The organism is Bacillus cabrialesii (genome assembly GCF_004124315.2).
In the GTDB taxonomy this organism is placed as follows: Bacteria; Bacillota; Bacilli; order Bacillales; family Bacillaceae; genus Bacillus; species Bacillus cabrialesii.
On record NZ_CP096889.1, the window covers coordinates 4,105,410 to 4,125,766 of the forward strand.

A 20,357-nucleotide genomic window follows, 5' to 3' on the forward strand; every position below is an offset into this window, starting at 1 on the left:
CGCACTGATCTCTTTACAATTCCTTCAACATCCTCGCCGGATTTCCGCCTACAACCGTATTAGCGGGTACATCCTTAGTGACAACAGAGCCTGAAGCAATCACCGCATTGTCACCGATTGTCACTCCCGGATTAATCACTGCCCGGCCTCCGATCCAAACATGATCTCCAATTGACACAGGCTTACCGAACTCTTGGCCGGTCTTCCTTTCAATCGGATCAAGAGGATGGCCGGCCGTGTAGATATGTACCCCTGGCGCAATTAAACAATGACGTCCGATACGGACCTCACACACATCTAAAACGACACAGTCAAAATTAACAAATGTATGGTCTCCAATATGAATGTGATAGCCATAATCACAGCGAAATGTCGGCAAAATCATGACTTGATCACCAACCGAACCAAGCAGCTCCTTCAAAAGCTCCGTCCGCACCGCATCATCTTCTGGTGATTCGTTATATTGTCTAATCAGCTGTCTCGCATGTTTGCGTTCTAGTAATAGTTGTTGATCTTCCGGATTGTATAATTCACCGGCTGCCATTTTTTCTTTTTCTGTCCTCAGCATTCAAGTCACTCCAGACGTCATATTGTAATCTCAATCAAATTTCCTTCATCATCTTCAATCACACTTTCATAGTAGCCGTCTCCTGTTGTCCTTGGGCCGTTTACTACGGCGAAACCATCCTTTTTCAATCGATCAGTCAGTTCATCAACCTTCTCCCGGTTTCCAACGGAAAAGGCAATATGCGCCCAGCCTGTCATCGTTTGTGAAGGCGGATCAACCACATCTCCTTTTTTCATAATTTCCAGCCTTGCTCCGGAATCAAACGCAATAAAATAAGACTTAAAATCTTTTTTCTCATTATGATACAGATCATTCGCTTTGCCATTAAAGTACGTTTCATAAAAAGCCTTCGTTCGTTCTAAATCTTTGACCCAGATTGCTGTATGTTCAATCCGCATTTCTTCCTCCTCCTTCACCTTCAATGAAGTTATAAGGTATGAAATGCATTTCAGTTCAAGCTTTTTTCTCGAATTGATGCTGAATTTTGCTATCAACGGGTTCATCCTGCAAGAATAAAGAAAATGCTGCGATGCCGAGCTGCTCAAGATTCAAATCAAGAGACGGAAAACCAAGAACACGGCTGATAGAAGATTTCCCCTCGCCAATGATTTCAACATCCCATTGATTCTTCTTGGCAAATACATAAATTCCTGCTGCCACTTCATCACTATTTGCGTAAATAGCCGTAGGAACCCGTTCGCTCGTATAAAAGTGCTCAGCTGCCCGCTCACCGTCATTCATATCATTGCATCCAGACAGCATATGACAGTCTTCCAGCCTCCCGCAAACAGATTGATAGGCCGCAGCTTTATCAGCCGTGCTCGGACTCCTGTCAGCTTCTCGGACGCATGTAAAAGCGATATTCTCATGTCCGCGGCTTTTTAGATAGCGAAAGCTTTCTGTATAAGCAGCTTTTCTGTCGTTATACGCACATGGGACATCAATATCTCCGGTATGCTCACAAGCAATGATCGGCCCATACTCCTGATAAGCGCTAATGCTGTCCCAATCATTAGCGCGGGATGTAATGATAAGACCGTCTACTTTCTTCGTTCTTAACAGCTCTAGATATTTGACTTCGATAGTGGGGTTATAATTAGTGGGGAGGAGGGTCGTTGCATAATCATGCTGAAATGCCGCCTTAGTAATCCCATTTACGATTTTATCAAAGCAGGGATGATCGCTATAAGGCAGAATCACACCGACTGTATGGGTTTTCCCGCGGATGAGGTCGATTGCGGTTCGATTTGGTGTGTAATCTAATTCCTGCATGACTTGATGAACAAGCTTTCTCTTTTCTTCTGACACATACGGATGATGATTCAATACACGCGAAACAGTCGAAACAGATACATTTGCCAGTCTTGCAATCTCTTTTATATTTGCCATCTCTTTCTCCTTTTTCATATAAAAAAGCAGTAAGTGTAAATTCCTTACTGCTATCTCATCATATATTGATTATAAGTTCAACAGGACAATGGTCGGAACCCATGACATCCGCTGATATGCCTGCATCCTCAATCTGTTCCTTAAGCCCTTCGGAAACGATAAAATAATCGATACGCCATCCGATGTTTCTGTCCCGGGCGCCGGCACGATAAGACCACCAGGAATAAGCGCCTTCAAGATCAGGATAGACGTGGCGGAATGAGTCAACAAAGCCAGCTTCTAAGAAACGAGTGAATGCCCCTCTTTCTTGATCAGAAAATCCAGCGTTCTTCCGGTTTGCCTTTGGATTTTTCAAATCGATCTCCTGATGTGCCACATTCAAATCGCCGCATAAAACGACCGGCTTTTTCTTATCCAATTCAAGAATATAAGCTAATAAAGCCTCTTCCCATTGCATGCGGTAATCGATCCGCTCCAATCCTCTTTTCGAATTGGGCGTGTAAACGGTCATCACAAACATGTTGTCAAATTCCAGCGTAATCACTCTGCCTTCTTGGTCATGCTCTTCTATTCCGATACCGTACATGACACGCAGCGGCTCTTGTTTTGAAAAAACAGCCGTGCCGGAATATCCTTTTTTCACTGCATAATTCCAATACACATGATAGCCGTCAGGCTGGAGATCAACCTGGCCGTCCTGTATTTTTGTTTCCTGAAGACAAATGATATCTGCATCCTCTTCCTTTAGATAAGAAAGGAAATCCATCTTTCTCATGACAGCCCGCAGGCCGTTTACATTCCAAGAAATCAGCTTCATGTTTCATCCCCCTATATAAAAAGAGCAAGAACCCGAAGGCCCTTGCTCTTTACGTATCAGCTTACTCACCGCTAACGTACGGAAGTAAAGCCATTTGACGAGCGCGTTTGATCGCTGCAGTCAATTTACGTTGGTATTTAGCGTTTGTTCCAGTTACACGACGTGGTAAAATTTTACCGCGCTCAGAAACAAACTTTTTAAGAAGATCTACATCTTTGTAGTCGATGTGCGTGATACCGTTAGAAGTGAAATAACACACTTTACGGCGTTTCGCACGACCGCCTCTGCGTCCTCCTGCCATTGTCATTTCCCTCCTTTCTTTGTCAATTTAAGCGATATTCTCATTAGAATGGAAGATCATCATCCGAGATGTCAATCGGTTTGCCGTCGTTGGCAAATGGATCATCATTAAAGCTGTTCCCTTGATTGCGTCTCTGGTTGTTTTGATTTCCCCCGAATGGATTATCATTTTGGCCTCCGCCAAAGTACTGGCCTCCGCCGCTGTTTCCTTCGTTGTATCCACCTGAACCAGAACCGCCGCCGTTTTTCGGCTCAAGAAATTGAACACTTTCAGCTTGGACCTCGGTCACGAAGACACGCTGTCCTTGCTGGTTTTCATAGTTTCTTGTTTGTAAACGGCCATCTACGCCTGCAAGGCTTCCTTTTTTCAGGAAGTTTGCAACGTTTTCGGCTTGTCTTCTCCAAGTGACACAATTAATGAAATCGGCCTCACGTTCTCCGGACTGGTTCGTAAAGGTACGATTCACAGCAAGAGTAAACGTGGCAACAGCCGCACCGTTTGGCGTATAACGAAGCTCTGGGTCTTTTGTCAGTCTTCCGACTAATACAACTCGGTTAAGCATAAGAAAGACCACCTTTTACCATTATATATTTCAAAATTGCTTATTCTTCTTCTTTTACAACAATGTGGCGAATGATATCGTCACTGATCTTAGCTAGACGGTCAAATTCTTGAACTGCCGCAGCATCAGCTTGAACGTTTAAGATTTGGTAGAAACCGTCGCGGAAATCGTTGATTTCGTAAGCAAGACGACGTTTACCCCAATCCTTTGTTCCAGTGATCTCCGCACCGTTAGAAGTTAGAACGTTGTTGAAACGCTCGATAACTGCTTTTTTAGACTCATCGTCAATGTTTGGGCGGATAATGTACATAACTTCGTACTTTCTCATCTGTTTGCACCTCCTTTTGGACTAAGCGGCCCGTAATGGGCAAGGAGCAATAATTCTATTACTCACAATTTTATATTATACCAAAGCTCTTGTCCCTTTACAACTGCATCCTATACATTAAATCGGAAATGAATAACATCTCCGTCTTGAACGACGTACTCTTTTCCTTCGAGACGGACTTTTCCAGCTTCTTTGGCTCCTGCCATGCCGCCGCCCGCAAGAAGATCCTCATAAGCAACAGTTTCAGCACGAATGAAGCCGCGCTCAAAGTCACTATGAATAATTCCTGCACACTCAGGGGCTTTCATGCCTTTTTTGAATGTCCAAGCTCTGACTTCCTGTTCTCCGGCTGTGAAATATGTTGCAAGGCCAAGAAGGGAGTAAGACGCTTTGATCAGCTGATCAAGACCTGATTCTTCAATGCCAAGCTCTTCAAGGAACATTTGCTTTTCATCGCCCTCAAGCTCAGCGATCTCGGATTCAATTTTCGCACACACAACGATAACTTCCGCGTTTTCGCCGGCAGCATACTCGCGAATCTTCGCTACATTTTCATTGCCAGACGGATCAGCCACTTCATCTTCACTTACATTCGCAACGTACAAAATAGGCTTCGAAGTCAGTAAATGAAGCTGCTTTACAAGCTTTTGCTGCTCTTCAGTGAACTCAACAGAACGAGCAGGCTTTTCGCTCTCAAACGCTTCTTTCAGTTTAGACAGAATCTCAAACTCAAATACAGCGTCTTTATCTTTTTGCTTCGCAAGTTTGCTGACGCGTGTAATCCGCTTTTCAACCGTTTCCATATCAGCAAGGATCAGCTCAAGGTTGATCGTTTCAATATCATCAATCGGATCAACTTTTCCGGAAACGTGTGTAATGTTATCATCAGAAAAAGCACGGACAACGTGGCAAATCGCGTCAACCTGGCGAATGTGAGAAAGGAATTTGTTTCCGAGTCCTTCTCCTTTAGACGCGCCTTTTACGATCCCTGCAATATCAGTGAATTCAAAAGCAGTCGGCACAGTCTTCTTTGGTTTGACCAGCTCAGTCAGCTTTTGCAGACGATCATCAGGTACTTCTACAATTCCCACGTTTGGATCGATCGTACAGAACGGGTAGTTGGCTGATTCGGCACCGGCCTGTGTAATTGCGTTAAATAGTGTTGATTTCCCGACGTTTGGCAAACCAACAATTCCAGCTGTTAAAGCCATTCTTTCATCTCCTCTATATAAAACCGTCATTGTATGAACGTATTTTGAACCTAGAGCAATTATAAGGAGGTTCACTGGAAAAGACAAGCTGACAAAAAAGCATTTTCAGCCTGCTAATCCCTTTGATTATGCTTTTTTCAAGCCTACTAAACAGTCATAAAGCGTGCTTCCCATTCCATTATCGGAATTTGTATCATTTGTCAGTGCATTGACTGAACCTCCAAAAGCCGCCCACATGCCTTCATCTATATTAATCGTCTTTGGATGAGCCTGCTTCATCACTTTCACCTTGCCCTTCAGGCGTCCGCGGTCATTAAAGATGGCAACCGCATCTCCGTCCTGAAGATTCTGCTCAGCCGCTATATCTGGAGAAATATCAACCTGAATGCGCTGAAGCTTTTCAATAAACGGCACGTGCTGAGAGTGATTAGAACGCTGCGGATGGATGGACAATAGCGTGTAAGGATACTTTCCAGCTAACTCCTCATTATGGAAGACAGATTCTTCGGGCACGTTTAATTGAAGCAAGCCGCTAAATCCTTTTTCTTCAGCTAACGACGAAGTAAATTCAAATTTTCCGCTCGGTGTCAAAAACTCATAGTCATCCCACGGAACCTGCTTGACCGGAAGAGGGAGGTGGCCTTTTTCTTTTAAACGCTCAAGCGTCACATCCTCTGCTTCCAATGAAGAAAGCCCCATCTCCAAATATTCTTCAGTACTGTGCTCAAAAAGCTCGCCAAATCCAAGGCGTTTTGCAAGCTCTGACCAGATCCAGCTGTCCGGCTTCGCTTCACCCTGCGGCTCCACAAGCTTTTTGCCGTACTGAACGTAGTGGTGATACATGCTGGAATAGTAGATATCTTCTTCTTCAAAAACAGTGGCTGTCGGCAAAACATAGTCACACAGTTTTGCTGTATCCGTCATGATGGAATCAATTGCCACAGTCATCGGCACGTTTTCAAATGCTTGTCTTACTTTATTTGTATTCGGCACCTGGGTCAGCGGGTTTCCGCACGTCACAATGATCATCTCAATCGCAGGATCAGCAGCCGTCAACACCTCTTCAGCTTGCGTCATCATTGAAAATGAACGTGATGCTGTTTTTAATTCCGGCAGTGTCAGCTTCGTTTTTGCAAAGCTCTCACCAATTTGAACGTTCCCAAAATTAGCGCCTCCGCCTTTAATTCCCACATTTCCGCTTGCCGCAGCGAGTGCATCAATCCAGCGAATCGTTTCACCGCCGTTTTTATAGCGCTGCATGCCAAGCCCCATAAAAGTAGATACCGGGCCATCAGCATACAAACCGGCCAGATACTCCAGCTCCTCCATCGAGGTTTCTGTTTTCACAATAAACTCTTCTAAGGAAATGGTGTTCAAAAGCTCTTTCACATGATCAAAACCGACAGAGTGCCCAGAAATAAACGTCTCATCCGTTCTGCCTGTCTCAATCAGGACCTTCAAAACGGCTGCCGCAAGCCAGCCGTCCATTCCCGGTTTTACAGAAATGTAGCGGTCTGCAAGCTTGGCAGTCGGGTTGAAAATCGGATCAATTACCGTAATCGTGGCGCCCTTTTTCTTCACCTGCTGCAAGTGATGGTATAAGTGCATATTCGTTCTGGATACATTTCTTCCCCACACAACAACATGCTTGCTATTGTAAATATCAAGCGGGCCGTGCCCGTACGAACGACCGAAATCCCAGCTTTGCGCTTCGATACCTGAGCCCCAGCATATGCTTCCGACGATTTCAGTCACGCCGCCATATCCATTAAAAAAACGCTGATCAAGCGCTTTTAACAAACCGTTATTCGCATAATCATGGCTGTGCAAAACAGCAGTCGTCTCCGACGTTTCCTTGATCTCCCGAAGTTTATCGGCAATTTCATTAAGCGCCTGCTCCCAGGAAATCCGCACAAACTCGCCGTTTTGTTTTTTCATCGGATAACGCAGCCGATCAGGCGAATTTGTTTTTGTCTCAAGCATTCTGCCGCGGCCGCAGATTTTGCCTTCCGTAATCGGATGGTTCGGATCTCCGTCCACTTTTGTTACCTTTCCGTCCTCAACAGTCACCAAAAAGCCGCAGCTGTCCCAGCAATTCAGCGGACATGCTGACTGATGCACTTTGCTCATCGCCGTCTTCTCCCTACCTTCTATATGAAAAAGCATGAGTGCCGGCCTATTTTATGAAGTAGGCTCCTCATGCTTGACTAGTACTTTTTTTATTTTTCTTTCAAATTCTTTTCTCGGAATCATTACACTGTGAGAGCATCCCTCACACTTAATTCGAATATCCATTCCCATGCGTATAATTTTCCAGCTGTTCGCTCCGCATGGATGCGGTTTTTTCATTTCCACGACATCATTCAGGCCAAAGTCTTTATCCGCCAAGACCCTTCACCTCTTTTCATAAACTGCTGTATCTATTGTACAAAAAAACTGATCATAAGGGCAATCAAGATACCCGAAAAGAAATACATCCTCTTATTTCCATTTACTTAAAATAGGATATAACAGAAGACAAACTAACAAATACAAATTCAGCATCCCATATATCGGATACAAGAACGCGATCAAATCAGAAAATCCGAAAGAAGTAAATGGCACCATCAACGCTAACAGAATCAGCACAATCATCCATCGCGGCATATGAACAAACGCCATCAGCCGGCTGGAAAGCCCCAGCAAACCAGCTACCGTCGTCGTATATATCGCAAGGCACAGAACCGCCGTCATACATAAAAAGAGGAGATAAGGCGCACCCTCCAGAACGGCAAACAGCGGTATTTCAAACTGAGAGAGGGAACCAGCCAGCTCCACTAACGTTTCATTATATACAAAAGAGATCACGCCAAAAATAAGACCGCTTGCCACACTTGCGATTTTCGCTTCTCCGAGCCCTTTCATTTCTTTCCCGACGGAGGATAAAATCGCGACAACTGAAAGGATGTTTAAAGAGGTAAACGTGATGCTTGCAGGCCAATTATATTGCCGAGTCAAATCAATCGTCCACGTATGGTGATGAGTGCTCTGAAAGGAGATCAGCGCATACAACAGACCCGCCACTAACACAGGAATTAAAATACTATTTACAGATAATATTCCTTTCACATCCCAGAAAAACAAACACACTGTCACAATGCAAATCAGCGCAATTCCCCACCAGAAAGGAAGCTTGTACATTTGCAGAGTCACACCGCCTCCGGCAATCATCACCATCGTCGTCGAAAACAAATAAAAAACGATAAGGACATCATAAATTTTCGCCAGCCATGGTCCCATCAAATGTTCCAGAACGGGCAGAAAATGAGTGGATTGTACTTTAAAACTGATTTTCATCACAATATAAGACGAAAACATAAACATGATCGTAAAAAGCACAATAGCAAGTCCGCTTTCCGCTCCAAAAAACTGCCATATCTCCTGGCCGCTCGCATATCCGGCACCGATCAGGCTCCCTAAAATGAGCAGCATCCACTTCATTCCGGCTCTCCACAACATCATCACCTCATAGCACAGAGTTCGGCTTGTTCCCGTTATTGTTACTATATAAATAACAGAAAGCAAACATGCCATATTTTCATAGTCATTGGCCATAAGGTGAAATTATCGTACAAAATACACATAAAAAAGACTGCCAGTACAGGCAGTCTAAAAATGAAATAATAGTTTTTTCCGCGGAAATAAGGAATGAAACTCATTCTTCACTACATCTCCCATGTTGCGTGTCCGGCAGACCCAACGATCAGTATGGCCAGATCGGGCATACTGACAGATTGAAAATCACTTCTGAAACTGCAATCTTTGACTTTCTCAACATTGTGACTATCTGCACAAATGATTTTCATTGTTTTGTAAGCAGACCATATCTTGATCATAATCGAGGCATTAGGGCACAATATTTGTAATCAACCCTCTAACGGTCCATATCATACCCTCTATTTTAAAAATATCCCATGTCATACACGAAGCATAAAAAAACGTACTGCTGGATATACTGTAAACAACCTTACATAACTGAACCACACACTATATCAATTCTGTTACCTACTATAACAAGGAAGTGAAACCTATGAATCGAAAAGGCGGGCTTTTTTCCTCTCAGGAACGAGTAAAGCAATATGTTTCACATACAGATGCAGCTGCGGCAAAACAAATCCAAACCATACTTTCTTCATCCTTACGTAAAGCTGCCGGCAAACCAATTGTTGTGGTTTGTATCGGAACAGACCGTTCAACCGGTGATTCATTAGGTCCGCTCGTAGGAATGAAACTCAAACAGATGCCACTCACCAGATTCCATATCTATGGAACATTATCTGATCCCGTCCATGCGGTGAACATGAAGGATAAAATCAGCGACATTCAAAAAATACATAAAAACCCATTTATCATAGCGGTTGATGCATGCTTAGGACGCGTCAAAAGTGTAGGATCGTTCCAAATCGGAGAAGGGCCGGTAAAGCCTGGAGCCGGAGTGCAAAAAGACCTTCCTGAAGTGGGAGATCTTCATATTAACGGGATTGTGAATGTGAGTGGTTTTATGGAATACTTTGTTTTGCAAAATACAAGACTGCATTTGGTCATGAATATGGCAAATGTTCTTGCAGAAGGATTAAGTTTAGCAGATCGGACAGAGTGGAGGCAGGAACGCCTAAACCCGTTGCAAAAGCTCACTGGCCGAATCTAAAACAAAAACCATCTTCCCTAGAAAGATGGTTTTTGTTTTATGATTCACGTTCAGACAAAAGCTCTAAAATCCGGTCAAGATCTTCATTAGAGAAAAATTCAATTTCGATTTTGCCTTTTTTCTTTTGTCTTTTAATATTAACCGTTGTTCCAAAGTAATTTTGGAGATAAGATTCTCGTTCTTTTAGAACTGCGTCTTTCACAGGTTCTTTTTTCTTTGTTTCACGTGAAACATTCTGATTCAACTGCTGAATCAACTGTTCAAGCTGACGGACATTGAGCTGCTCTGCAATCACTTTTTGTACAAGCGGTTCAAGCTTATTTTTGTTTTTTAGGCCCAGAAGCGTGCGTCCATGTCCCATAGAAAGCGTACCTTCGGCAATAAGCTGCTGAATGTTTTCTGGCAGTGTCAGCAATCTTAAATGATTCGCAATATGCGGCCTGCTTTTCCCGAGACGTTTGGCAAGCTGTTCTTGCGTGAGGTCTAAGTGTTTCAGCAAGGAGTCATAGGCCTGAGCCTCTTCAAGCGGCGATAAATCTTCACGCTGAAGGTTTTCTAATAAAGCAATTTCTCTCATTAATGCCTCTGATAATTCACGGACAATCGCCGGAACCGTCTCTAAACCCGCCAGCTTTGCCGCGCGAAAACGCCGTTCACCCGCAACAATATCATAGCCTTTTAAAGATTTTCTGACGATAAGCGGCTGAAGAATGCCATGCTGCAGCACTGATTCTTTTAGTTCAGCTAATGCCTCGTCAGCAAAGTGTTTTCTTGGCTGATAAGGATTAGGGCGTAAATCGGCAACTTTTATTTCTTCAACTGTCTCTTCAGACAAATCGACCTGATTAAATAACGCATTAATCCCTTTTCCAAGGCCTTTAGCCATTCGCAGCCACTTCCTTTGCTAAATCTAAATATACTTCCGCACCTCTTGACCGCGGATCGTATAAAATGATGGGTTTTCCGTGACTCGGTGCCTCGCTTAGACGGACATTACGCGGAATAACCGTCTTATATACTTTATCTCTAAAATATTTTTTAACCTCTTCAATGACTTGAATGCCGAGATTCGTCCGAGCATCAAGCATTGTAAGCAATACACCTTCAATCATTAAATCCGTATTCAAATGCTTTTGTACAAGACGCACTGTATTTAATAACTGGCTGAGTCCCTCTAAAGCATAATATTCGCACTGTACAGGAATCACAACGGAATCTGAAGCAGTAAGAGCATTAATCGTCAGCAGCCCCAATGATGGCGGACAATCAATGATAATATAATCATAATTCTGCTTTACTGCTTCAAGCGCCCTCTTCAATCTCACTTCTCTTGAAATCGTCGGAACCAGCTCGATCTCAGCTCCAGCAAGCTGAATCGTCGCAGGAATGACGTCCAAATTCTCTACTGTCGTTGCTTTAATAATATCTATTACATCTGCATCATCTACTAAAATATCGTACACACACTGCTCTACATCGGCTTTTTCAATCCCTAACCCGCTTGTCGCATTGCCCTGCGGATCAATATCTACCAGCAGAACCCTTTTCCCTATGTAAGCTAAGCATGCCCCAAGGTTGACAGACGTCGTTGTTTTTCCAACCCCGCCTTTTTGGTTCGTAATTGCTATGATTTTTCCCACGATGTCACCTACTTTCACATGAACATGTACTATCTTGCTTCTATTCTATCAAAAAAAGATTAAAGCGTTTCATTTTTTTCATCATTTTGTTTCGAATCAGAAGGGAAATAATTGAAAATTCAATCGCCCCATATGCTTTCTCTTATAAATTCTACAATTTCTATGTTTTTTTGACTTAAAAGAGGAATTTTCCAAAGAAAAAAAGAAGAAGTTTCAGTGCAGAACGTCAAACAGGGCGGTGAGAATATGGTTTATAAAACAAAGAGAGATGTACCCGTTACGCTGATGATTGTGTTTCTTATATTACTGATACAAGCAGATGCCATTGTTCCTTTTGTGCTGGGAAATGTGAGGATTACAGGCTGGATCATTTTTACGCTGATGACTCTCTTAAATGTGCTTATCATTTGGAGCTTTATTGATTTGAAATATGTATTAAAGGATCACCACCTGATCATTAAAGCCGGAATGATCAAACATCAAATTCCTTACGAAAAAATCGATAAAGTGGTTCAAAAAAAGAAGCTGTGGTCAGGTTTTCGTCTGATCGGCTCTCGTCATGCCATCACAATATATTATCAGGGGGGATGGGGACATGCAGTGATTTCACCGCAAAATACCGAAGAATTTATCCACAAGCTCGAAGAAAAGAATTCTAATATAACAAAACTCACTAAAAGTAATTAATTCCCTTTTATACAAATACAAAAAGCTCTCCTGCTTTTCAGGAGAGCTTTTATTTTGGTATGCGAATCGTTAATTGAATATATTCTTCAAATTCTTCTTCTTCCGTATTCAATTTTACACCGCTGTCTTCAACCATTGATAGCGACTGGCGAATTGTGTTCATTGCAATTCTTGTATCTCTGCTGAATGCTTTGCGTCTCGGCTTTGGTTTTCTCTGGCCTTGCTCCAGCATTTTCACCACGCGGTCTTCCGTCTGCTTTACATTTAAGCTTTTCTCGATAATCTCTGTGAGCAGTGTGACTTGGAGCTCAGGCTGTTTCAGCGGAATCAGCGCTCTGGCATGACGCTCAGTGATTTTCTTCTCCATAATTGCGTCTTGGACCGGCTGAGGCAGCTTTAATAACCGCAGCTTATTGGCAATTGTGGACTGCCCTTTTCCTAAACGCTGTGCGAGTGCTTCCTGTGTTAAATCATGAAGTTCAAGAAGCCGAGCATAGGCATGCGCTTCCTCAATAGAAGACAGTTCTTCCCGCTGCAAGTTTTCAATTAACGCCACAGAAGCGGTTTCCGTGTCGGAAAAATCCTTAATAATAGCCGGAATCTTTTCCCACTCGAGCGATTGCACCGCTCTCCAGCGTCTTTCACCTGCAATGAGTTCGTATTGGCCTTCTTCTTCTGTATGCCTGACAACAATCGGCTGAATAATGCCGTGTGTATGAATGGTCATTGCTAACTCTTTGATTTTTTCATCTGAGAAAATGGTGCGTGGCTGAAAACGGTTGGGAACGATAGCATTTACCGGTATTTCCAGAATCTCTTCTTTGTTTGTCTCATGTTCAGCAATCTCCGGTTCCTGTTCCTTCTCACCAAGCCCGAAGAAACGAGAGAATGAATGCTTCATGTACCTACACCACCTTTAAAAACTGCCATTTTTATAATTCTATTTTCTCATGGTTTTTCCTGCTGTACATCCATCAATTTTGATGAAAATATGATGGTATTGTCATATCAGGCTGTCTAAATTACCCTTCAATTGGCGATTTATTAGGAGTTCCCGGTTTTCTTGGATACTTCTTAGGTGTATTTTTTATCTTGCGTATCACCATAATATTACGATCGCTTTCTTCAATAGGCAGCTTAAAGGAATGGAGATTCTCAAGTTCTCCCCCAAGCGTCGTGATCGCTTTTTTGCCTGCATTCAGTTCTTCTTCTGCTGATGCGGCTTTTAAAGCAACAAATAAACCGTTTTTCTTCACTAGAGGCAAGCAAAGCTCACTCAAAACAGATAATCTCGCAACTGCTCGTGCCGTCACAATATCATAGCTTTCCCGTACGTCTTTCCGTTGTCCGAATGTTTCAGCTCTGTCATGGCAGAATGTCGTATTCTCCAATTGCAAAGCTTCAGACAATTTTTCTAAAAACGTAATCCGTTTGTTTAGTGAATCCACGATTGTGACATGGAGGTGCGGAAAGCATATTTTAATCGGAAGACTCGGAAAACCCGCTCCCGCTCCGACATCACAAATCGTGTTCACTTGATTGAAGTCGACATAAAAAGCGGCTGTAATGGAATCATAAAAATGTTTAAGATACACTTCTTTCTTCTCTGTAATAGAAGTCAGATTGATTTTCTCGTTCCATTCAACCAGCATGTCGTAATAAAGCTCAAATTGCTCCAGCTGACGGGGAGAAAGGGAAATCCCTTTTTCCGCCAAACCAGAAGTGAATTCTTCAATATTCATGCCGTCATCCTTTCTATTCGGCTATCTTCGCAATGCGTCCCTGCTCTAAATACACCAATAGAATTGAAATGTCCGCCGGGTTTACACCGGAAATGCGGGAAGCTTGGGCAACAGACAAAGGACGCACGTTTTTCAATTTTTGACGCGCCTCGGTTGCGATCCCTTTAATGGCGTCATAATCAATTCGATCCGGAATTTTTTTGTTTTCCATCTTCTTCAGTTTTTCCACTTGCTGAAGAGATTTTTCAATATATCCTTCATATTTCACTTGGATTTCTACTTGTTCTGATACGTCTTGCGGAACCGGCACTTCTGGCGGCGCCAGTTTGGTGACTGTTTCATAGTTCATTTCAGGACGTTTCATCAAGTCTGTGCCGCGAACTCCATCTTTCAATTCGCTTCCGCCAAGAGAACGGATATATTCTTGATTTTCCGGAGACGGCTTGATAATCACAGCATGCAGACGTTTTTTCTCCGCTTCAATCGCCGCTTTTTTCTTCTCAAAAGCTGCATAGCGCTCATCAGAAATCAATCCAATGCGGTGTCCGATTTCTGTCAGACGCAAATCAGCATTGTCATGGCGAAGTAGCAATCTGTATTCAGCACGCGATGTCAAAAGACGGTATGGTTCGTTGGTTCCTTTTGTCACAAGGTCATCAATCAGAACACCAATGTAGGCGTCAGAACGGCTTAGAATCACTTCTTCTTTTCCAAGCGCTTTTCGTCCTGCATTGATTCCGGCCATAATTCCTTGTCCCGCAGCTTCCTCATAACCGGATGTTCCGTTAATTTGCCCTGCAGTATAAAGGTTTGTGATTTTTTTCGTTTCAAGTGTCGGCCACAGCTGTGTCGGTACAATCGCATCGTACTCGATCGCATAGCCGGCTCTCATCATTTGCACGTTTTCAAGACCCGGAATCGTTGCAAGCATTCTTTGCTGTACGTCTTCTGGAAGACTTGTAGATAAACCTTGAACATAGACTTCCTGCGTATTTCTGCCTTCCGGCTCAAGGAAAATTTGGTGACGCGGTTTATCATTAAAACGGACAACTTTATCTTCAATGGATGGGCAATATCGTGGGCCCGTACCTTTAATCATACCGGAATACATCGGTGAACGGTGCAGGTTGCTGTCAATAATCTCATGTGTCTCAGGGCTTGTATATGTCAGCCAGCAAGGAAGCTGATCTGTAATATATTCCACTGTTTCATATGAGAAAGCGCGAGGCACTTCGTCACCAGGCTGAATTTCCGTTTTGCTGTAATCAATCGTGTCGCTTTTGACGCGAGGCGGCGTACCTGTTTTAAAACGAACAAGGTCAAAGCCCAGTTCCTCCAAATGCTCAGAAAGCTTAATAGAAGGCTGCTGGTTATTTGGACCGCTTGAGTAAGACAGATCTCCAAGAATGATTCGTCCTCTTAAATATGTCCCTGTCGTCATGACAACTGCTTTCGCTCGATAATGCGCGCCGGTTTGTGTAATCACACCGCGGCATTCGCCATCTTCAACGATCAGCCGCTCCACAATTCCTTGCAGCAATGTTAAATTTGGTTCTTTTTCAAGCGTATTTTTCATTTCGTGCTGATATTGGAATTTGTCTGCTTGCGCACGCAATGCACGAACTGCAGGACCTTTTCCAGTATTCAGCATTCTCATTTGAATATGCGTTTTATCGATGTTTCTGCCCATTTCTCCGCCGAGCGCGTCAATTTCGCGGACGACAATCCCTTTTGCGGGTCCGCCGACAGACGGATTACATGGCATAAATGCAACCATATCTAGGTTGATGGTCAAGACAAGCGTTTTGGCGCCTTGGCGTGCTGATGCGAGGGCAGCCTCAACACCGGCATGCCCGGCGCCAATCACAATCACATCGTATTGGCCTGCTTCATACCCCATGATTCTAGTTCCTCCTTTTATTATTTTCCTAAACAGAATTGTGAAAAGAGCTGATCAATTAAGCTTTCGTGGACAGAATCTCCGATGATTTCACCCAAAAGCTCCCAGCATCTTGTAAGGTCGATTTGCACCATGTCGATCGGGACATCCTGTTCGATGCCGCTAAGCGCATCTTCAATGGCGCGTTTTGCTTGCTGTAAAATAGAGATATGACGTGTGTTGCTGACATAAGTCAGATCTCCGCTTTCAATGGCACCCGTGTAGAACAGCGATTGAATCGCTTCTTCCAAATCATTGACGCCTTCTTCTTTTAATAGAGATGTCGTAACAACAGGACGTCCATTGGCAAGCTCACGGACACGCTCACTGTCAATCTTCGCATCAAGGTCAGTCTTATTCATAATCACGATAACGTCCATGCCCTCTACGGCTTCAAAAAGCTTCACGTCTTCTTCAGAAAGCTCTTCACTATAATTAAGCACAAGTAAAATCAGGTCCGCTTCCTTTAGAACCTGACGAGAACGTTCAACACCAATTCGTTCAACAATATCCTCTGTTTCACGAATACCCGCTGTATCAACCAGACGAAGCGGAACGCCCCTTACATTCACGTATTCCTCAATAACATCCCGAGTCGTTCCGGGAATATCGGTGACAATGGCTTTTGCCTCATGAACAAGGCTGTTCAGAAGAGATGATTTCCCTACATTCGGCCGGCCGATAATGACAGTTGAAAGACCTTCACGCAAGATTTTTCCTTGCTCTGACGTTCTCAGCAGCGCCTCAATTTCTTTTTTCACGGCGGTTGCCTTTTCAACCAAAAGCTGATGCGTCATTTCTTCTACATCATCGTACTCCGGATAATCGATATTCACCTCAACATGAGCCAGCGTTTCTAAAATCTCACTGCGCAAACGGCGCACCAAAGCAGAAAGACGCCCTTCCATTTGATTCATGGCGACGTTCATTGCCCGGTCCGTTTTCGCTCTGATTAAGTCCATAACCGCTTCCGCCTGTGAAAGATCGATTCGGCCGTTTAAAAACGCGCGTTTCGTAAATTCACCGGGTTCAGCCAGTCTCGCTCCCTCTCTCAATGCGAGCTGAAGCACTTGGTTCACAGTCACAATTCCCCCGTGACAGTTAATTTCGATGACATCTTCCCGTGTAAAAGTTCTCGGTGCTTTTAACACTGATACCATTACTTCCTCAACGACACGATCCGAAGGTCTGTCTACGATATGACCATAATGAATCGTATGTGAATCGACCGAGCTGAGTGTTTTCCCCTTCGGCCCTTTATACATTTTATCTGCGATTTGAATTGCTTCTGGTCCGCTCAACCGTACAATCGCAATCGCGCCTTCTCCCATCGGAGTGGAAATTGCTGCAATTGTATCCATGCTGTTCACCTCTCTTTACTTATACTTTCATCTATATAAAAAATTTTTTTATGCCAAAACTAAAAGATAACATAGTTTGGTTCGAAGTGGAAGATTTGTTATCCACAGAATTAGAAATTCGTCCCCTATTACTTTAACTTATCCACATGTGAATAACAATTAATTTTATTTCCTGAACTTCCTTTTTATCAACAGGATACACCTAAAAAGAAAAAACTTAAACGGCAAAAGCTTGATATTACTAGGAAAAATAGATTTTTCTCATACAAAAAAACCGAAATCCGATTTTTACCGGACTTCGGTTTTCTGCTATCTTTTATGGGAAATAACGAGATGGCGATTTTCGCCTTCACCCATTGAATACGTTTTGATCTGGTGGTTAGCATATCCAGAAAGAGTATCATGAATGATTTTTCTTTCACTGGACGGCATAGGTTCAAGATGAACTGCTTTTTTCGTTTTCAAAGCCTGATCTGCAAGCCTGATGGCCAGCTGACTCAATGTATCTTTTCTTTTCAAACGATAGTTTTCTGCATCCACCATCACATTTTTATATTGGCCTGGATAACGGTTAAGGGCAAGCTGTGTCAAAGTTTCAAGGGCATTTAAGGTTTGCCCTCTTTTCCCAATCAACAATGCCGCTTTTTCACCTGTTATATGGAAACTCACTGTCTTTTTGCTTTCTTGAACAGTCACATCAGACTTCCCGGCAATCGCTTCGACAATCGTTTGAAGATAAGACTTCGCTTGCTGAATCGGATCAATCTTTTCAACCAGCTTTACGACCGCTTGCTTTTTTCCAAAAATACCGAGAAACCCTTTGTTTCCCTTTTCAATAACGGTAATTTCTACCTTGTCCCTCGTTAATCCCAGCTCTTGCAATCCGGACTGTACTGCTTCATCGACATTTCGCCCTGCAGCAGTCACATCCCTCACTTTTTCTTTCCTCCGGCTTTTTGCGGCTCAGGATTTTTTTTAATATCAGGCCCTTTAATGAGGAAAGTTTGCGCAATCATAAACAAGTTACCGACTACCCAATAAAGAGAAAGAGCTGCCGGGAAGTTGATCGCAAATACGATAATCATTATTGGCATAATCCAAAGCATCATCGCCATTTGCGGATTTTGCTGCGCGTTTCCTGCCATCATAAGTTTTTGCTGAACAAATGTGGCGACACCGGCAACGATAGGAAGAATATAGTAAGGATCTTTCTCCCCTAAGTCAAACCATAAGAAACTATGCTCTGAAATCGCTTGTGTTCTCATAATCGCATGATAGAACCCAATTAAAATCGGCATCTGGATTAAAATCGGGAAACAACCCGCCAACGGATTGACACCATGCTTTTGGAATAAAGCCATTGTTTCCTGCTGAAGCTTTTGCTGCGTTTTTTGATCCTTTGAGCTGTATTTTTCTTTGAGCTTTTGCATTTCCGGCTGTAACGCCTGCATCGCTTTTGAACTTCTCAGCTGCTTAATCATCAGCGGCAAAATTAATAAACGAATTAAAATGGTAACAAGAATAATTGAAAGTCCATAGTTATCTCCCGTCAATTTCGCTACATACGTAATGAGCTCAGACAATGGATATACTACGTACTTGTCCCAAAAATGCGGACTATCTGCAGTGATCGGCTCTTTCACACTTGAGCATCCAGCCAAAAGCATGAATACGCCAACCATACTTAATAGCAACCCTATTCTCCTTTTCAACAACATTTCCTCCTATAATTAATCTTTACACTCTTTTATTGCAAAGCATACTTGTATGTATTTTAGCATCTTTCAGTTTTAAATGGTGTCTTTTTCTGATCAACCAGAAAGGAAGCGCTTTTAAAAGTTGTAAGAAAGCAGTGGCAATTCCTACTTTGACGAAGATTTCTTATATAAAGAAGACTTCCTGAAAAGATGCTGCAGACTTTTTTTCGTTTCCTCAAATGTCAGCTGGCTCGCCGGTTTTCTCGCAATAATGATATAATCCTTTTCCTTCAGTCTCTCTTTCTCTTCAAGAAAAGCCTGCCGAATCAAACGTTTAATCCGGTTTCGCATCACAGCGTTGCCAATTTTTTTGCTGACGGAAAGCCCGACACGCAGCTCATCGTTTTCAGGCTGATCAAGCGTATATAAGACAAACTGGCGGTTCGCTACTGATGTCCCATGCTTAAACACTTTTTGAAAATCTTCATTTTTCTTTAAACGATTTCGCTTCTTCAAATGACTCACTCCGATACTGGCTGGCAGAAACTTTTAGAATTTATTACGAAAATGAGATGCATCAGAACCAGGGAGCAAGCCCCGATTCATTATGCATCACATCTATCTTTTCCCATAATGTGAAAAAAGACCACTGACATTATTCAGTGGCCTAAGCTGATAATACTTTTCTGCCTTTGCGGCGACGGCGTGCTAAAACTAGACGACCGTTTTTTGAACTCATACGGCTTCTGAAGCCATGAACTTTACTGCGTTTACGGTTATTCGGTTGGAATGTTCTTTTCATTTATGACACCTCCCTCGAGGAATAGCTGTTAAAGACAGTCTTACTTATTATATTTGTGTTACCTATTCATTGTCAACTTCACTAGTGCTTTTATTTCTTGCAACCATAATAGGATAACATACCTTTTCAACTTTCGAAACCTTATTTTTTAGATTCCTTAATTTAACGAAAAAAAGACAAATCCAAACAATTTGCCTCTAAAATCACGAATGTGGATATCTTTTTCGCCATTTTTTAATATCCACAAAGGTTATCGACAACATTTTCACATTACCAACCCCTGTGGACAAGAATTTTTCAACAGGTTGTCCGCTTTGTGGATAAGATTGTGACAACCATTGCAAGCTCTCATTTATTTTGGTATTATATTTGTGTTTTAACTCTTGATTACTAATCTTACCTTTCCTCTTTATCCACAAAGTGTGGATAAGTTGTGGATTGATTTCACACAGCTTGTGTAGAAGGTTGTCCACAAGTTGTGAAATTTGTCGAAAAGCTATTTATCTACTATATTATATGTTTTCAACATTTAATGTGTACGAATGGCAAACGCCATTTGCTCTTTTTTTGTGTTCTATAACAGAAAAAGACACTATTTTCTATGAAAAGGAGGGACGTGCCGGAAG

General features: G+C 42.7%; 23 protein-coding genes. 2 read left to right on the forward strand and 21 right to left on the reverse strand.

Annotated elements, in window-relative coordinates; translation table 11 throughout:
* Positions 1 to 13: 13 nt before the first annotated feature.
* From EFK13_RS20950 to EFK13_RS21000, 11 genes are all read right to left on the reverse strand, one after another.
* Positions 14 to 568, reverse strand: a complete 555-nt coding sequence (locus EFK13_RS20950) for a sugar O-acetyltransferase (RefSeq protein ID WP_129507009.1) — start codon at positions 566 to 568, stop codon at positions 14 to 16.
* A 17-nt stretch (positions 569 to 585) separates the two neighbouring features.
* Complete coding sequence (locus EFK13_RS20955; protein WP_129507008.1) at positions 586 to 966, reverse strand: VOC family protein; 381 nt, start codon at positions 964 to 966, stop codon at positions 586 to 588.
* 55 nt (positions 967 to 1,021) lie between these two features.
* Positions 1,022 to 1,957 (reverse strand): transcriptional regulator CcpB, encoded by a 936-nt coding sequence (gene ccpB, locus EFK13_RS20960; RefSeq protein ID WP_129507007.1) that lies wholly within the window; start codon positions 1,955 to 1,957, stop codon positions 1,022 to 1,024.
* A gap of 58 nt (positions 1,958 to 2,015) precedes the next feature.
* Complete coding sequence (gene xth / locus EFK13_RS20965; RefSeq protein WP_129507006.1) at positions 2,016 to 2,774, reverse strand: exodeoxyribonuclease III; 759 nt, start codon at positions 2,772 to 2,774, stop codon at positions 2,016 to 2,018.
* Between the two features lie 61 nt (positions 2,775 to 2,835).
* On the reverse strand, positions 2,836 to 3,075 hold the full coding sequence (gene rpsR, locus EFK13_RS20970; RefSeq protein WP_003219224.1) for a 30S ribosomal protein S18: 240 nt from the start codon (positions 3,073 to 3,075) through the stop codon (positions 2,836 to 2,838).
* Positions 3,076 to 3,118: 43 nt separating this feature from the next.
* A complete protein-coding gene (gene ssbA / locus EFK13_RS20975; protein ID WP_003219228.1) occupies positions 3,119 to 3,637 on the reverse strand; it encodes a single-stranded DNA-binding protein SsbA in 519 nt (172 codons plus the stop codon).
* Positions 3,638 to 3,677: 40 nt separating this feature from the next.
* A complete protein-coding gene (gene rpsF / locus EFK13_RS20980; protein WP_014115888.1) occupies positions 3,678 to 3,965 on the reverse strand; it encodes a 30S ribosomal protein S6 in 288 nt (95 codons plus the stop codon).
* 110 nt (positions 3,966 to 4,075) lie between these two features.
* Positions 4,076 to 5,176 (reverse strand): redox-regulated ATPase YchF, encoded by a 1,101-nt coding sequence (gene ychF, locus EFK13_RS20985; protein WP_103747987.1) that lies wholly within the window; start codon positions 5,174 to 5,176, stop codon positions 4,076 to 4,078.
* A 126-nt stretch (positions 5,177 to 5,302) separates the two neighbouring features.
* Positions 5,303 to 7,306 (reverse strand): molybdopterin-dependent oxidoreductase, encoded by a 2,004-nt coding sequence (locus EFK13_RS20990; RefSeq protein ID WP_129507005.1) that lies wholly within the window; start codon positions 7,304 to 7,306, stop codon positions 5,303 to 5,305.
* Between the two features lie 51 nt (positions 7,307 to 7,357).
* Entirely contained in the window at positions 7,358 to 7,564 is a 207-nt protein-coding gene (locus tag EFK13_RS20995) for a DUF951 domain-containing protein (protein WP_129507004.1), read from the reverse strand.
* Positions 7,565 to 7,657: 93 nt separating this feature from the next.
* On the reverse strand, positions 7,658 to 8,674 hold the full coding sequence (locus EFK13_RS21000; protein ID WP_129507263.1) for a YkvI family membrane protein: 1,017 nt from the start codon (positions 8,672 to 8,674) through the stop codon (positions 7,658 to 7,660).
* A gap of 571 nt (positions 8,675 to 9,245) precedes the next feature.
* Here EFK13_RS21000 and yyaC point away from each other — a divergent pair.
* Positions 9,246 to 9,863, forward strand: coding sequence for a spore protease YyaC (yyaC, locus tag EFK13_RS21005; RefSeq protein ID WP_129507003.1), 618 nt, complete (start codon positions 9,246 to 9,248; stop codon positions 9,861 to 9,863).
* A 37-nt stretch (positions 9,864 to 9,900) separates the two neighbouring features.
* Here yyaC and spo0J read toward each other — a convergent pair whose 3' ends face one another.
* Positions 9,901 to 10,749, reverse strand: coding sequence for a stage 0 sporulation protein Spo0J (spo0J, locus tag EFK13_RS21010; protein WP_129507002.1), 849 nt, complete (start codon positions 10,747 to 10,749; stop codon positions 9,901 to 9,903).
* Positions 10,742 to 11,503 (reverse strand): sporulation initiation inhibitor protein Soj, encoded by a 762-nt coding sequence (soj, locus tag EFK13_RS21015; RefSeq protein ID WP_003219244.1) that lies wholly within the window; start codon positions 11,501 to 11,503, stop codon positions 10,742 to 10,744. Before soj ends, spo0J begins: the two co-directional genes overlap by 8 nt.
* A gap of 246 nt (positions 11,504 to 11,749) precedes the next feature.
* On the opposite strand from soj, the gene EFK13_RS21020 reads away from it, so the two are divergent.
* The gene (locus tag EFK13_RS21020) at positions 11,750 to 12,190 is read left to right on the forward strand and encodes a PH domain-containing protein (RefSeq protein ID WP_129507262.1); all 441 of its coding nucleotides are present in this window, start codon (positions 11,750 to 11,752) and stop codon (positions 12,188 to 12,190) included.
* Positions 12,191 to 12,239: 49 nt separating this feature from the next.
* Here EFK13_RS21020 and noc read toward each other — a convergent pair whose 3' ends face one another.
* The 8 genes from noc to rpmH form a co-directional block, all read right to left on the reverse strand.
* Complete coding sequence (noc, locus tag EFK13_RS21025) at positions 12,240 to 13,091, reverse strand: nucleoid occlusion protein (RefSeq protein ID WP_003219249.1); 852 nt, start codon at positions 13,089 to 13,091, stop codon at positions 12,240 to 12,242.
* 121 nt (positions 13,092 to 13,212) lie between these two features.
* The gene (gene rsmG, locus EFK13_RS21030) at positions 13,213 to 13,932 is read right to left on the reverse strand and encodes a 16S rRNA (guanine(527)-N(7))-methyltransferase RsmG (protein ID WP_129507001.1); all 720 of its coding nucleotides are present in this window, start codon (positions 13,930 to 13,932) and stop codon (positions 13,213 to 13,215) included.
* A gap of 13 nt (positions 13,933 to 13,945) precedes the next feature.
* Entirely contained in the window at positions 13,946 to 15,832 is a 1,887-nt protein-coding gene (gene mnmG / locus EFK13_RS21035; RefSeq protein WP_124043788.1) for a tRNA uridine-5-carboxymethylaminomethyl(34) synthesis enzyme MnmG, read from the reverse strand.
* 20 nt (positions 15,833 to 15,852) lie between these two features.
* On the reverse strand, positions 15,853 to 17,232 hold the full coding sequence (gene mnmE / locus EFK13_RS21040) for a tRNA uridine-5-carboxymethylaminomethyl(34) synthesis GTPase MnmE (RefSeq protein ID WP_129507000.1): 1,380 nt from the start codon (positions 17,230 to 17,232) through the stop codon (positions 15,853 to 15,855).
* A gap of 309 nt (positions 17,233 to 17,541) precedes the next feature.
* The gene (gene jag, locus EFK13_RS21045) at positions 17,542 to 18,168 is read right to left on the reverse strand and encodes an RNA-binding cell elongation regulator Jag/EloR (protein ID WP_129506999.1); all 627 of its coding nucleotides are present in this window, start codon (positions 18,166 to 18,168) and stop codon (positions 17,542 to 17,544) included.
* The gene (gene spoIIIJ, locus EFK13_RS21050) at positions 18,165 to 18,950 is read right to left on the reverse strand and encodes a YidC family membrane integrase SpoIIIJ (RefSeq protein WP_010886648.1); all 786 of its coding nucleotides are present in this window, start codon (positions 18,948 to 18,950) and stop codon (positions 18,165 to 18,167) included. The genes jag and spoIIIJ overlap by 4 nt, the downstream gene beginning before the upstream one ends.
* Before the next feature lie 144 nt (positions 18,951 to 19,094).
* Positions 19,095 to 19,445 carry a ribonuclease P protein component gene (rnpA, locus tag EFK13_RS21055; protein WP_014481515.1) on the reverse strand — a complete coding sequence of 117 codons (351 nt, stop codon included), beginning with the start codon at positions 19,443 to 19,445 and terminating at the stop codon, positions 19,095 to 19,097.
* Between the two features lie 151 nt (positions 19,446 to 19,596).
* Positions 19,597 to 19,731, reverse strand: a complete 135-nt coding sequence (rpmH, locus tag EFK13_RS21060; RefSeq protein ID WP_003178075.1) for a 50S ribosomal protein L34 — start codon at positions 19,729 to 19,731, stop codon at positions 19,597 to 19,599.
* Positions 19,732 to 20,357: the final 626 nt, after the last annotated feature.

Excerpts from the sequence above, each read along its gene's own strand:
- EFK13_RS20950 (WP_129507009.1), bottom strand. The coding sequence starts at position 568 with ATGCTGAGGACAGAAAAAGAAAAAATGGCAGCCGGTGAATTATACAAT.
- EFK13_RS20955 (WP_129507008.1), bottom strand. The coding sequence starts at position 966 with ATGCGGATTGAACATACAGCAATCTGGGTCAAAGATTTAGAACGAACG.
- ccpB (WP_129507007.1), bottom strand. The coding sequence starts at position 1,957 with ATGGCAAATATAAAAGAGATTGCAAGACTGGCAAATGTATCTGTTTCG.
- xth (WP_129507006.1), bottom strand. The coding sequence starts at position 2,774 with ATGAAGCTGATTTCTTGGAATGTAAACGGCCTGCGGGCTGTCATGAGA.
- rpsR (WP_003219224.1), bottom strand. The coding sequence starts at position 3,075 with ATGGCAGGAGGACGCAGAGGCGGTCGTGCGAAACGCCGTAAAGTGTGT.
- ssbA (WP_003219228.1), bottom strand. The coding sequence starts at position 3,637 with ATGCTTAACCGAGTTGTATTAGTCGGAAGACTGACAAAAGACCCAGAG.
- rpsF (WP_014115888.1), bottom strand. The coding sequence starts at position 3,965 with ATGAGAAAGTACGAAGTTATGTACATTATCCGCCCAAACATTGACGAT.
- ychF (WP_103747987.1), bottom strand. The coding sequence starts at position 5,176 with ATGGCTTTAACAGCTGGAATTGTTGGTTTGCCAAACGTCGGGAAATCA.
- EFK13_RS20990 (WP_129507005.1), bottom strand. The coding sequence starts at position 7,306 with ATGAGCAAAGTGCATCAGTCAGCATGTCCGCTGAATTGCTGGGACAGC.
- EFK13_RS21000 (WP_129507263.1), bottom strand. The coding sequence starts at position 8,674 with ATGTTGTGGAGAGCCGGAATGAAGTGGATGCTGCTCATTTTAGGGAGC.
- yyaC (WP_129507003.1), top strand. The coding sequence starts at position 9,246 with ATGAATCGAAAAGGCGGGCTTTTTTCCTCTCAGGAACGAGTAAAGCAA.
- spo0J (WP_129507002.1), bottom strand. The coding sequence starts at position 10,749 with ATGGCTAAAGGCCTTGGAAAAGGGATTAATGCGTTATTTAATCAGGTC.
- EFK13_RS21020 (WP_129507262.1), top strand. The coding sequence starts at position 11,750 with ATGGTTTATAAAACAAAGAGAGATGTACCCGTTACGCTGATGATTGTG.
- noc (WP_003219249.1), bottom strand. The coding sequence starts at position 13,091 with ATGAAGCATTCATTCTCTCGTTTCTTCGGGCTTGGTGAGAAGGAACAG.
- rsmG (WP_129507001.1), bottom strand. The coding sequence starts at position 13,932 with ATGAATATTGAAGAATTCACTTCTGGTTTGGCGGAAAAAGGGATTTCC.
- mnmG (WP_124043788.1), bottom strand. The coding sequence starts at position 15,832 with ATGGGGTATGAAGCAGGCCAATACGATGTGATTGTGATTGGCGCCGGG.
- mnmE (WP_129507000.1), bottom strand. The coding sequence starts at position 17,232 with ATGGATACAATTGCAGCAATTTCCACTCCGATGGGAGAAGGCGCGATT.
- spoIIIJ (WP_010886648.1), bottom strand. The coding sequence starts at position 18,950 with ATGTTGTTGAAAAGGAGAATAGGGTTGCTATTAAGTATGGTTGGCGTA.
- rpmH (WP_003178075.1), bottom strand. The coding sequence starts at position 19,731 with ATGAAAAGAACATTCCAACCGAATAACCGTAAACGCAGTAAAGTTCAT.